11 protein-coding genes are annotated in these 12,689 nt (G+C 63.9%); 5 read left to right on the top strand and 6 right to left on the bottom strand.

Translation table 11 applies throughout. From position 1 onward, the window contains the following. Positions 1 to 51 precede the first annotated feature (51 nt). The 3 genes from ACFOSU_RS18680 to ACFOSU_RS18690 all read left to right on the top strand — a co-directional run bounded on the left by ACFOSU_RS18680 (position 52) and on the right by ACFOSU_RS18690 (position 5,032). Positions 52 to 2,502 carry an EAL domain-containing protein gene (locus tag ACFOSU_RS18680; protein ID WP_380691458.1) on the top strand — a complete coding sequence of 817 codons (2,451 nt, stop codon included), beginning with the start codon at positions 52 to 54 and terminating at the stop codon, positions 2,500 to 2,502. Between the two features lie 81 nt (positions 2,503 to 2,583). Beyond that, positions 2,584 to 3,132, top strand: coding sequence for a lipocalin family protein (locus ACFOSU_RS18685; RefSeq protein WP_380691459.1), 549 nt, complete (start codon positions 2,584 to 2,586; stop codon positions 3,130 to 3,132). Positions 3,133 to 3,205: 73 nt separating this feature from the next. Beyond that, on the top strand, positions 3,206 to 5,032 hold the full coding sequence (locus tag ACFOSU_RS18690; protein WP_380691460.1) for an ABCB family ABC transporter ATP-binding protein/permease: 1,827 nt from the start codon (positions 3,206 to 3,208) through the stop codon (positions 5,030 to 5,032). On the opposite strand, the gene ACFOSU_RS18695 is transcribed toward ACFOSU_RS18690, so the two are convergent. The 5 genes from ACFOSU_RS18695 to ACFOSU_RS18715 all read right to left on the bottom strand — a co-directional run bounded on the left by ACFOSU_RS18695 (position 5,001) and on the right by ACFOSU_RS18715 (position 10,112). Beyond that, positions 5,001 to 6,182 (bottom strand): MFS transporter, encoded by a 1,182-nt coding sequence (locus ACFOSU_RS18695; RefSeq protein ID WP_380691461.1) that lies wholly within the window; start codon positions 6,180 to 6,182, stop codon positions 5,001 to 5,003. The two genes, ACFOSU_RS18690 and ACFOSU_RS18695, sit on opposite strands and share 32 nt — an antisense overlap. A gap of 125 nt (positions 6,183 to 6,307) precedes the next feature. Further along, the gene (locus tag ACFOSU_RS18700; RefSeq protein ID WP_380691462.1) at positions 6,308 to 7,189 is read right to left on the bottom strand and encodes a glycine betaine ABC transporter substrate-binding protein; all 882 of its coding nucleotides are present in this window, start codon (positions 7,187 to 7,189) and stop codon (positions 6,308 to 6,310) included. 70 nt (positions 7,190 to 7,259) lie between these two features. Beyond that, entirely contained in the window at positions 7,260 to 8,168 is a 909-nt protein-coding gene (locus ACFOSU_RS18705) for an ABC transporter permease (RefSeq protein WP_380691605.1), read from the bottom strand. 26 nt (positions 8,169 to 8,194) lie between these two features. Continuing rightward, complete coding sequence (gene proV / locus ACFOSU_RS18710; RefSeq protein ID WP_380691463.1) at positions 8,195 to 9,409, bottom strand: glycine betaine/L-proline ABC transporter ATP-binding protein ProV; 1,215 nt, start codon at positions 9,407 to 9,409, stop codon at positions 8,195 to 8,197. A gap of 103 nt (positions 9,410 to 9,512) precedes the next feature. Further along, positions 9,513 to 10,112, bottom strand: coding sequence for a GNAT family N-acetyltransferase (locus tag ACFOSU_RS18715; protein WP_380691464.1), 600 nt, complete (start codon positions 10,110 to 10,112; stop codon positions 9,513 to 9,515). Between the two features lie 268 nt (positions 10,113 to 10,380). On the opposite strand from ACFOSU_RS18715, the gene ACFOSU_RS18720 reads away from it, so the two are divergent. Continuing rightward, positions 10,381 to 11,223, top strand: a complete 843-nt coding sequence (locus tag ACFOSU_RS18720; protein WP_380691465.1) for a hypothetical protein — start codon at positions 10,381 to 10,383, stop codon at positions 11,221 to 11,223. A 50-nt stretch (positions 11,224 to 11,273) separates the two neighbouring features. After that, positions 11,274 to 11,819, top strand: a complete 546-nt coding sequence (locus ACFOSU_RS18725; protein ID WP_380691466.1) for a hypothetical protein — start codon at positions 11,274 to 11,276, stop codon at positions 11,817 to 11,819. Here the strand turns inward: ACFOSU_RS18725 and ACFOSU_RS18730 are convergent. Then, positions 11,816 to 12,631 (bottom strand): sulfotransferase family 2 domain-containing protein, encoded by an 816-nt coding sequence (locus ACFOSU_RS18730; protein ID WP_380691467.1) that lies wholly within the window; start codon positions 12,629 to 12,631, stop codon positions 11,816 to 11,818. The two genes, ACFOSU_RS18725 and ACFOSU_RS18730, sit on opposite strands and share 4 nt — an antisense overlap. Positions 12,632 to 12,689 lie beyond the last annotated feature (58 nt).

Consider the following 12,689-nt stretch of genomic DNA (forward strand, 5'->3'; position numbering starts at 1 on the left):
AAACGCTTCGCCTGCCGTGCAGCCCGCGGCGCACGCCCCGCGGTCGGCGACGTGAAAAAGCCACTCCTACGGCGCAGTCTGGCGGCCGGAATAGGCCTCGGCCTGGGCGTCATCCTGACCACCCAGCTCGGTGTTTTCTGGCTGCAGACACACGACGCCGGCGCGCTGCCGATCGTCATGGTGCTGGCCATCGGCGCCGTCGCCGCCGTACTGCTCGCCCTGGCCGGGCTGTATGCCAGCCGCACATCGACAGTCGTGGATACACGCGCGCTGACCGCTTGGCTCGACGAAATCGATCTCGCCGACGAGGCCTCGGCGCCGGAGCGTCCGAACGCGGACGCCAGTCGCGTCGACGCGGCGCTGATCGCCAGTGTTCAGGGGCTGGTACTGCGCAGTCATCAGTATCGCGAGAAGCTGCTGGTACGTCATCAACGCGTACAGCGCCTGCTGCGCAACGTATCGGACATGCTCTATCACGCCGACCGCGACGGTCGTATCACCTGGGTCACCGATACGGTTCAGGACATGCTCGGTTACACGCCGGCCGAGCTCGAAGGTCGTCCCCTGCGCGATCTTCTCGCCAACCCCGACGCCGATCTGGACAAGCTGACCCTGAGCGCCCAACTGTCGCGGCATCCCACACGCTGCTTTCGTCGAGACGGCAGCGTCGCCTGGATGCTGATCTCTTCGCGTCGTATCGACGACGGTGATGGTCAGGCGATTGGCAGCGAAGGCGTATGCCGCGACGGCACCCGCCTGATCGAAACACAGCAGGCTCTCAATCAGGAAAAAGAACGCGCCCAGGTCACGTTGTCGTCGATCGGTGATGGCGTGATCACAACCAACGCGCGTGGCGACGTCGACTATCTCAACCCGCGCGCCGAACAGATGCTGGGCATCAGTGCCGCCGCAGCGCTCACCCTGCCGTTCGATACCCTGTGCAATTTCGTGGATACCGCGCGCAATGTCGCCGTCAACGGCCTTGTACGTGATTGCATTGCCGCCGGAGAGATGCGCGAATGGGATGAAGACCTGACGCTCTACGATCGCGCACCGCGCTCCACGGGACATGCCGTCAAGGTCACGGTCGCGCCGATACGGGATCTGGACAAGGCCGTGGTCGGCGCCGTCATCGTGCTGCACGACGTCAGCCGCCTGCATCAGATCTCGCGCGAGATGACCTATCAGGCCAACCACGACATGCTCACGGGCCTGCCCAACCGGCGCGCCTTCGAGAAAATGCTGGCGGGCTTTCTCACCGATGCCGGCGACCGCTCGACCCATCACGCCCTGTGCTATCTCGATCTGGATCAGTTCAAGCTGGTCAACGACAGCTGTGGCCACAATGCCGGCGACGAGATGCTGCGCCAGCTCACCGCGCAGCTGGCCAGCCGCCTGCGCGCCAACGATACCCTCGCCCGGCTGGGCGGTGACGAGTTCGGCGTGGTCATGCGCAATCTCTCGCTCACCGACGCAAAAGCCAAGGCCGAGACCCTGCGCGCGGAGATCGACAGCTTTCGTTTTCGCTGGGAACGCAAGCTGTTTCGCCTGAGCGCTAGCATCGGCATCGCCGCCATCGATGGCAACGAAATCAGCGCCACGGAGCTGCTGCGGCGCGCCGACACCGCCTGTTATCTGGCCAAGGAGAAAGGTCGCAACCAGGTCCACATCTACCGCGGCGACAGCGACGAAACCCTCACGCGGCACGGCGACATGCACCGCATGCAGTTGATAAGCGAGGCCCTCGACAACGACGGTTTCGTGCTTTACGCCCAGGTGATGCAGCCGCTCAAGACCGATATCAATCCGCGTATCGGCGTCGAACTGCTGCTGCGAATGCGCGGCGACCTCGGCGAGATCGTATCGCCGCAGAATTTCCTGCTCACCGCGGAGCGCTATAACGCGGCCTCGCGTATCGACCGCTGGGTCCTGCGCCGGGCACTCACACTCATTACCGAAGCGCGGCCGCGACACGGTGGCATCGAACACTACAGCATCAATATCTCCGGCCAGTCGATCACCGACGAACATTTCGTCGACTATGCGATCGAGCTGATCCAGTCCAGCGCGGTCGATCCGCGGGTGCTGGTCTTTGAAATCACCGAAACCACTGCCGTGACCAATACCGGTCGCGCCAGCGAACTCATGCGCTCGCTGCGGGCACTGGGCTGTCGCTTCTCGCTGGACGATTTCGGCAGCGGCCTGAGTTCATTCAGTTATCTCAAGTATCTGCCATCCGATTTCATCAAGATCGACGGCAAACTGGTATCACGCATTCTCGACGAGCCGGTCGAGCGCGCGATTGTCGAAGCCATCAACCAGGTCGGCCAGGCCATGGGGTTGATGACCGTGGCCGAACACGTCGAGTCGCTGGCCCTGCTCGATGCCCTGGAGGCGATCGGCGTCGACTACGCCCAGGGCTATCACGTGGCGCGCCCGGTTCCGTTCGAGCAGCTGGTCGACTATCTGGACTCGCAACCGGCGATTCAGTCCGCGAACTAGACCTGCCCGAGCGCGCCGACGAATCCGTTCGCCGTGTCACAGGCGTAAACTCGAGAGCAATCCTACTTCTTCGCCCTGCTCATGCGTCTACGCCGACTTCTTCTTGCCCTCGCCCCCTCGCTGCTCGCCGCCTGCAGCGTCATGCCGCCGCAGGATTTCCCGCGCGAGGACAACGTCGACCTGGATGCCTATATGGGCAAGTGGTATGTCATCGCGCATATCCCGCCGGGCCCGACCAGGAATTCCTATAATTCGATCGAGCGCTACGACCTCACGCCGGACGGCAAGATCCATACGGTATTCACCTACCGCGAAGGCGGCTTCGACGGCGAGCAGAAAACCATGGAGCCCACCGGCACCGTCATCGACGGCAGCAACAACGCCGTCTGGGCCATGCGCTTCTACTGGGTGCTGCGCATGCAGTACGTGATCTCCTACGTCGATCCGGATTACCAGACCACGATCGTGGCTCGCGACAAGCACGACTATGTCTGGATCATGGCGCGCACCCCGCAGATCGACGCCGCCACCTACGACTCGCTCGTCGACCGGGTCAAGAATCTGGGCTATGACACCGGCAAGCTACGGCGCGTGCCGCAACAGCCGTTGTCGGAACGCAGCGACGGTTAGTGCCCGTCACGAGGCCATTTTCGCCCGGTATGGACGCGCCGGTTAGACCGGACGCCACTGCGGGCGCGATCACATGAGCCGCACGTCCGCTGAAAAAGACGTAACGCGCGATGAGTGGCGACATCTGGCCACGCTGTGGCCGTATCTGTGGGAACACCGCCTGCGGGTGGGGATCTCGCTGGCCCTGCTGATCGCCGCCAAGGGTGCCACCGTGCTGCTGCCGGTGGTGCTCAAGCATATCGTCGACACGCTCGATGCCAACGAGACCGCCACCGTCTATCTGCCGGTCGCGCTGTTACTCGCCTACGGTGTATTGCGGCTGGCGTCGGTGCTGTTCGGTCAGCTGCGCGATCTCGTGTTCGGCCGGGTCACCGAGCGCGCCATGCGCCGGATTGCACTCAACGTGTTCGACCATCTGCACGCACTCGATCTCGACTTTCACCTGTCGCGGCGCACCGGCGGGCTGTCGCGGGATATCGAGCGCGGTATCGGCGGCATCAGTTTCATGCTGCGTTTCATGCTGTTCAACATCATTCCGACGTTTCTGGAAATCGCGCTGGTTGCCGGCATCCTGATGTTCTACTACAGCGTGTGGTTCGCGGTCATCGTACTGGTGAGCGTGGTGGTCTATGTCGCGGCCACCGCCACCTTGACCGAATGGCGCACCCGGCATGTGCGCGAATCCAACCGCCTCGATGCCCAGGCCAATACCCGCGCGGTGGACAGTCTGCTCAACTACGAGACGGTCAAGTACTTCGGCAACGAACGCTACGAGTCGGAGCGCTACGACCGCGAGCTGCGCGGCTGGGAAACCGCGTTGCGCCGCTCGCGCCGCTCGCTGGGCCTGCTCAACACGATCCAGGCGCTGGTGATCGCGATCGCGATCACCGCCATGATGATGCTGGCGAGCGCACGCGTGGTCTCCGGGGCAATGACCATCGGCGATCTGGTGCTGGTGAACGCCTATATGCTGCAGCTGTTCATCCCGCTGAATTTCCTTGGCTTCGTCTACCGCGAACTCAAGAAATCGCTGGCCGATACCGCCCGCATGTTTCGCCTCATGGATATCGAGGCAGCCATCGACGACGCGCCCGACGCCAGCGCACTGGCGGGCCGGCGACCGCAGATCCGTTTCGACCACGTCAGCTTCGGCTATCAGCCGGAGCGACGTATCCTGACTGATGTCAGCTTCACCATCGCCCCGGGACGGAAGCTCGCGGTCGTGGGTCATTCGGGCGCCGGCAAATCCACCCTCGCCCGGCTGCTGTTCCGCTTCTATGATGTGAATGCCGGACATATCAGCATCGACGGCGTCGACCTGCGCGATCTGCAACTGGCCAGCCTGCGCGATGCGATCGGCGTGGTGCCGCAGGATACGGTGCTGTTCAACGACAGCATCGAATACAACATCGCCTACGGTGCCCCGGGCGCACAACCGGAGGCGATTGCCCGCGCAGCGCGGCTGGCCCATCTCGACGGCATGCTCGCGCAGCTGCCGCATGGCCTGGATACGATCGTCGGCGAGCGCGGCCTGAAACTCTCCGGCGGCGAGAAACAGCGCATCGCCATCGCCCGGGCCATTCTCAAGAACCCCGCCATCCTGATCTTCGACGAGGCCACCTCATCGCTGGACAGCCACGCCGAACAGGCGATTAGCGCCGCCCTGTCGGAACTGGCCGCCGACCACACCACGCTGGTGATCGCGCATCGGCTGTCCACCGTGGTCGACGCCGACGAGATTCTGGTAATGGACGAGGGCCATGTGGTCGAACGCGGCCAGCACGCACAGCTGCTCGCCGCCGACGGTCGCTATGCGGCGATGTGGCGACTGCAGCAGCGCGAGGCGCAGGCACCGATCGAAACAGACGTCAGTCCGGCCGGCGCCGCAGCAGCAAACTGATCAGCGCGACCGTCGCGAGTATCGCGACAGCGATAGAGAAGCTGATGCCCGCCACGCGCAATCCCAGCGTATCCGCGGCCAGGCCCACGCCCACCACGGGTATCGAGATCGCCACGTAGAGCACCACGAAGAACGTCGATGCGACTTCACCACGGCGCTCGGGTGGACTCGCCGCGGTGACCGCGCCCATGCCGGCTCGAAACGCCACGCCCTGGCCGATGCCGGATACGATCGCGCCCAGCAGCAACAGCATCAACGACGCCATGCCGATGGCCGCTGCAACCAGTGCGATGCCACCAATCAGCGCGACACAGCCCAGCGGCAGGCGCAGCCGTTCGGAGAGCTTCGACTGGCCGATCTGGCCGACGGTCGAAGCCACGAATAGCAGGAACACGACCGCGCCGGTCAGCGCGTGGTTGGAAAGCTGCAGAATCTTGCCCATGAACGCCGGCGCAATCGCCGTGAACAGACCCAGCACCGCAAACCCCGCGAAACCGGCGATCGCGGCCGGTACGAACACGGGTCGCACCTCTGCCGGCACGCTCAACGGCTGCATTCGCAGACGCGGACGCGCCGGCCTTGCGGCCGTTTCCGGCGCGCAGGCCACGGCAACGGCGGCGACACCGATCAGCACCAGATCGAGAATGAAACACAGATGCACCGGCCAGGGCAGATACTGCGAAAGCGCCCCGGCCACCAGCGGCCCCAGGCCGAGACCTCCCATATTGGCCGCGGTGGCGATGAGCGTGGCGCTACCGGCCCAGGCAGCCGGAGCCAGCTCCACTACCGCCACGGTCGCCGTGCCGGTGAATATCCCGGCGGAAATCCCCGAGAGCACGCGCCCCAGCAACAGCGGCCCGAGTCCGCCGCCCCAGAGAAACACCACCGCGCTCGCCGCCGAGAACACCAGCCCCGCGGCAAGCATGGGCCGCCGCCCGATCTGATCCGACCAGCTGCCGGCGACCACCAGCGCACCGATCACGCCGACCGCGTAGGCGGCGAAGATCACGGTGATGATCAGCTGCGAAAAACCCAGGTTCTGCTGATAGATCGGATAGAGCGGCGTGGGCAGCGTCGTGCCCATCATCGTGACGACAAAAGTCAGCGCGACCGCGAAGAACATCGTCGCGGATCGAGGCGAAGCGGCCATTACGTATCCTGTGGCGCGAAGTGCAATGGCGCACAGATTATCAGTTCATGATGCAACCAAGCCGGGCCGCGCCCATGAAAAAGGCCCGGCAGTGCCGGGCCTCGTTCTGTCCACCAAATCGCGGATCAGCTTTCGCCGAACCACTCCTTGATCGTATCCGGGTGCGCATCGATCCAGTTCTTGATCGCGTCGTCGTAGCTCGTCTTCTGAGCCTCGTCCATCGACGCCTGCAGCCCCTCGAGCGGGATGTGCATGTTGCTCAGGAATTTCGCGACGTCCGGATAGTCGTCTTCGAATCCCTTGCGAACGACCACATCGACATGCTGCGCTTCGCCGAGCGTGCCGTCCGGATCATCCAGGAAACGCAGGTTCCAGCGCCCGAACATCCAGTGCGGCGTCCAGCCGGTCACCACGATCGGCTCATGACGCTTTTCGGCGCGTGCCAGCGCTGCGGTCATCGCCGCACCACTGGCCGATACCAGCCGGTAGTCGTCGTTGAGATCGTAGGTGTCCATCGCCTTTTCGGACAGCTGCATCAAGCCGGCGCCCGGATCGATGCCCTGAATCTTGCCGCCCAGCATTTCCACCACGGCCGGCTTTTTCAGGTCCTCGATCGAGGACAGTTCGTCCTCGGGAATATAGTCCGGCACGGCCCAGCCCAGACGCGCGCCGTCATAGAGCGTGCCCAGGTCGACGACGTCATCCTTGACGCGCTCCCAGTAGTCGGCGTGGGTATCCGGCAACCAGGCCATGAGCATGCCGTCCAGATCGCCGTTGGCCACGCCCTGGTACTGCACGCCGATGGCGGACAGGGTCAGCTTCACCTTGTAGTCGGTATGATCCTCGATCAGCGTCTTGGCGAGTTTGGTGACGAACTCGGCGTCGGACCAGGCGGTCCAGCCGAACTCGATGGTGTCGTCTGCGGCCTGGGCACAGCCCATGCTGCCGAGCGTGACCCCGACGGCCAGTGCGGCCGTGCCGGCCCAGCGTGTGAATGTATTCTTCATGGTTTGGTCCTCCCTGCGAAAATGTCTTCGTGCCTCGACAGAGCCGCGTCGCGACCCGTCAGGACTTGGCTTACTGCGCGTCGCCGCGCGAGAAAAACTGTTTGATCCGGGTCATCGGGCCGGCGCGGGTACGATCGGGACTGGCGAAACTCTGGGTGAGGCGATCGAGAATGATGGCCAGAATGACCACCCCCAGCCCGCCTTCGAAACCGACCCCCAGGCGCAGCTGCTGAATACCGGCGAGCACCGGATCGCCGAGGCCGCCGGCGCCGATCATCGATGCGATCACCACCATCGACAGCGCCAGCATGATGGTCTGGTTCACGCCCGCCATGATGGTGGGCATGGCCAGGGGCAGTTCCACCTTGAACAGCAGCTGCATCTGGTTGCAGCCGAAAGCACGCCCGGCCTCCACGTTCTCGCGCGGGACCTGGCGAATGCCCAGATTCATCAGCCGCACGGCCGGCGGCATGGAAAAGATCACCGTGGCGATCGTGCCGGGCACGCGCCCGGTGCCGAAGAAGATCACCGCCGGAATCAGATAGACGAAGGCCGGCAGCGTCTGCATGAAATCCAGCACCGGCCGCACGATCGTGGACACGATCTCGCTCTTGGCCATGAGCACGCCAATCGGCAGGCCGATACCCAGTGCGGCCAGGGTGGCCGCAATCACCAGCCCCAGCGTGTCCATGGACTCGGACCACAGATCCATGCCGATGACCACATACAACCCGACCAGCACGAACAGCGCGAATTTCCAGCCCACGCGCCACAGCGCGAGGATCGCGAGCACGCCGAAGACCAGTTCCGGCGGCAGGTAGTTGAAGAACGCGGTGAGGTTGTCGGCGACAAAACTGATCGTGTTCGAGATGGCGACGAAGAACAGGTCGAAATGCGCCTGCATGAAATTCACGATCGCCGTGAAGCCTTCGCCGATGTGCAGATCGAGCACGAAATAATCCTGAAATGCGGCCCCCATGGAGATGCCGCCCGGTTGCATGGCCATCATGCGGCTCCCTGTTCGGTGCGGTTGAGAGTGTGCAGCAACGTGGCCCGCGATATGGCCCCGGCGTAGCGGCCTTGGGCGTCCACCACCGGCACCGGCCAGTCACTTTCGGCGACCTGGGTCATGAGTTCGGTCAGCGGGGTGTCGCCTGCGACGGGGCGCACGTTGGCGACAAAGGCATCCTCGATATGGCCCTCGTCCTTGCGGCCCAGCGTCTTGAGACAGGCGAGCAGCGAATCGACGGTGACCACACCCTGATACAGCCGGGCACGGTCGTGCACCACGGCCGCCGGCTGGTCGTGTTCTTCGAGCCGGGCCAGGGCCGCGCGGATACTCACGCCCGCGCGCTCGATCACGGTGACCTGATCGCGGCGCGCCACATCGGCGGCAGTGAATACATGACTGACATCCACGCCGCGGAAGAAAGAGCGCACATAGTCATTGGCGGGTGAGCGCACGATCTGCTCCGGCGTACCCACCTGCACCACTTCGCCGGCCTGCATGATCGCGATGCGATCGCCCACCCGCATGGCTTCGTCCAGATCGTGGGTAATGAACACCACCGTGCGCGCCTGCTCCGACTGCAGGCGCAGCAACTCGTCCTGCATTTCCGTGCGAATGAGCGGGTCCAGCGCCGAAAATGCCTCATCCATCAACAGAATGCCGGGATTGACCGCCAGTGCGCGGGCCAGGCCCACGCGCTGCTTCATGCCGCCCGACAGTTCATCGGGATAACTCTGCGCATTGGCCTTGAGACCGACCGCGTCGAGCGCGGCCAGCGCCTTCTCCCGGCCCTCGTCCGAATCGACACCGGCCACGGTGAGGCCGAACGCCGTGTTCTCGAGCACGGTCTGGTGCGGCATCAGCGCGAACGACTGGAACACCATGCTGATCTCGTGCCGGCGCAGATCGATGAGCTGGCGGCGGGTCATCTTGGTGATGTCCTTACCGTCGATATAGATCGCCCCGGCGCTCGGATCGATCAGGCGATTGAGCATACGCACGAGCGTGGACTTGCCCGAACCGGACAAGCCCATGACCACGAATATCTCGCCCTCACGGACTTCGAAGCTGGCGTCCGAGACACCGACCGTCATGCCCGTTGCGGCGAATATCTCGTCCTTGCCCTCGCCGCGCTCGACGCGTTCGAGCGCGCGTCTCGGATTCGCACCGAATACCTTGTAGACGTGCTCCACCGACAGTTTTGTACTCAATAGCGTCCCCTCGACACCCCGTTCAACCTCTGCCTCACCCTAACGCAATTATTGGACCACTGTCGCGCCAGGCGCGCGGCGAGCGCTTTGCCACACCGCAGAACTATTGCTGCAGCGAGCGCGACCAGAACAGCAGCCGCTTGTCGGTCTCGACGGTCCGGTCGATATCCCGCCAGCGATACACCGCGCTGATATCGTCATGACGCCGATAACCGCGCCTGCGCCAGAAATCGTCCAGTGGCCGATAGCCGCGCGGACGCAGCGCATGATCCGGCGCCCGCTGCACGGCACAGAAACAGGCGTGCTCGAAATCGCCCGCGCGACGGACCCAGGCTTCGCGTTCGTCGAAGAACGCGTGTCCCAGGCCGCGGCCTCGGTAGTCGGCCAGCAGCAGCGACTCGCCGAAATAGAACAGGCGCGCCACGTCGAATCCGGCATCGGCCAGCGGCTGACGAAACGCCGCCTCTTCGTCGGCCAGCGGCAAGGCGGTAGTGGCGCCGACCAGCCGATCGCCATCGTGGACCAGATATGCCAGCGAGCGCGGCGCGTTCACATAGGTCGCCAGATAATCGCGCTCGTATGCGATATCGCCGTCGTAGAGATACGGAAAATCACGAAAAACACGGATTCGCAGCGTCGCCAGGGCATCCACGTATTCGGCGATGTCCGCGCCATGACAGCGGGTCGAAACAAGCTCGCTCATGCCCCACGAGGCTCACAACAAACAATAATTACAAGTCTGCCAGTCGTGCGTCCCGACGCCAATCAAATGGCTTTCGTTCGCACGGCATGAAAACACGCGGACGACGAAAGCGAAGAGCTGACGCCTGTGTCTCTCGGAACCCCTATTGCCGAGGCGCCCTCAGAAGACCACGGGCAGTCATGGATATATGACGACTTGATGAAACGCTAACATCGAGGCACGGATTTGTTGCTAGCGTCCCGCGCACGTCCGCATTCACGAAAATGTCATGAACCGCTCTGTCAACGCGTACCGGCGGCCGATCTACGGCACCGGCAAACGCCTCAAGCGTAGCGTGCTGCGAACGCTCGGGCTCTGGTCGCGGCAGCACTATGACGTGGAGGTCGTGGTCGAGAACGGCCAGGCGACCTACAAGAAGATCACCTTCAAGTCCGAGCGTCAGGCCGAACGCGTGAGCGCCAACCTGGAACGCTACGGCGATACGCCGCATCTGCCCAGCTGGCGCCGGCGCGAGGGCAATATCATCTGGGTCGACTATGTCCAGGGCCAGCCCTGTCATCGCGTCGACGATACGATGATGCCGCAGATCGCGCGCTGCTTCGGGCAGATTGCCAACCGCGATTCACGCCTGCAGACATTCGAGGCCACCCCCTACTGGCAGCGACATCTCGACAATCTCGACTTTCTCAGCCAGACCCGCGTGATCGGGCACCGTCTTCGCCGCGAACTGCAGTACAAATCACGGCACGCGCGGCCGGACGCACTGCGCACCGGTTTCGATTACGGCGACCCGATTGGCCCCAATCTGCTGTCCCGGGATGAATGCGGCACGATCTGCGCGATCGACGTGAAGAACCTGCACAGCGATACGCTTATCGGTGAAGGCCTGGCCAAGGCCAGCGACCGCTGGATGTGCCGCGAACGTCGCGCCGTGGTGTTCGCCCACCTCAACCGGCTGGGCCTGACCGACATCGAGCGGGCGTTCGACTTCATCGCCATTTACGAGCGCACTGCCCGCGTCAAGCGCAAGACCGAGCGCGACCTGCAACTGCATCGGCGCGTGCGTTCGGCACGCGCGAAACGCCGCCAGCTGGCTATGCTGCTGGACTGAGCACGAGCACCGGCGCTCGATCCAATCCAATTCTCTTCAAGGCCCGAGCCATGCAGGTCTATCCCATCACCACCTTCCCCTGGCGCGCCTTCGTCGGCGTGACCGCCCTGACGATCGCGCTGCCGCTGATCGTGATCGCCGTCGTACTGGCTTTCAGCCACGCCCTGCCGAACTGGCTGGTGATTCTGGCCACGGCGAGCGCCATCGGCCTGCTGCTGTCGATCAACGCCGGCCTGACCGCGCTTGCCCTCTATGTGGCCACGCGCAACGAAGTCACCATCCGCAACGGCACCATGCATCTCAAGGGCGGCGAATTCCACGAGCGCGTGCCGCTGGATTCGGTGGTCCGAGCAGAGGTCGTGGACCTGGGTTCACGTCCGGATCTCGCCCGCGCGAAGCGGCGCAACGGCATCACCCTGCCCGGCTTTCGCGTGGGCTGGTTCCAGACCACGGACACGCGCTGGCTGTTCGTCCTGCGCGCGGCCCAGCAGCGCCTGCTCTATGTAGAGACGAACATCGATTTCAGCGTCCTGCTGGGCGTGCAGGCCCCCGAGGAACTGGCCTTGCGCCTACTGGACAAGCCACACGACGCTTAGCCTCGATTGACGAGTTGGTAGGCCGAGACCGCCGGTTTGTAGACCAGATAGCGATAGACGCCGTTGGCTAAAAACCGCGCATTGAACTGGCGCGGCGACCGCTCGACAGGCCGTGGTTTTCCGGCGGTCACGGCCACGCTGACGCGCGCTGCCTGCCGCTGTTGCCGCGGATAGATCACGCCTGCCACATGCTCGAACAGCGCGCTGTCGAGTCTGTTGGCCTGGCGGACGGCATCCATCGCCTCATTGTCGGCCAGCAGGGCATCACGGATCGCATGATCCGACGCCGCGTTGACCCGCCGCTGTAACGGCGTGAACCGGGGGAGTTCGAGCAATGGCTGCATGAGCGCCAACGATTCGTCGAAGCGTTCCATGAGGCCGACGAACGATATCTCGGTGTCGACCTGGGCAATGGCCATATCCAGATCGTCGCTGCCGGCCAGGCTTTTGACCTGCACGTTGCGATACGCCGGCTTTTCGATCCACGACGCGAACGAACCCGGGGCACAACGCCCCTGGCGCACCGAATACTGGTATTCGGAGATACAGCGCTTGATCGGGTCGCGCAGGAACGTGTAATAACGCAGTCCCGGCGCGGCGGAGCGCAAGTCGCTGACACTGCGAATGCTGTGCCCGGCCAGGCTCTGCAGTCGCGGGTGCACCCGTTGCAGACGGCGCAGATCCGCGGCGCTGAAATACGCGTCCGAAGAATTCCAGCGCTTGACGTCGCAGTGCGCCGTGCCGAACTCGCAGCGCATGATGTGCTTGAGACTCTTGCCGGCGGTTTTCTTGATATGGATGAGTGCGATCATGCGGGACAGCCGCTTGAAACAAGGCCGGGAGTGTAGTCCCGCGCCCGTTAATCCGGCG

It is taken from the genome of Salinisphaera aquimarina (genome assembly GCF_042643355.1).
Taxonomy (GTDB): domain Bacteria; phylum Pseudomonadota; class Gammaproteobacteria; order Nevskiales; family Salinisphaeraceae; genus Salinisphaera; species Salinisphaera aquimarina.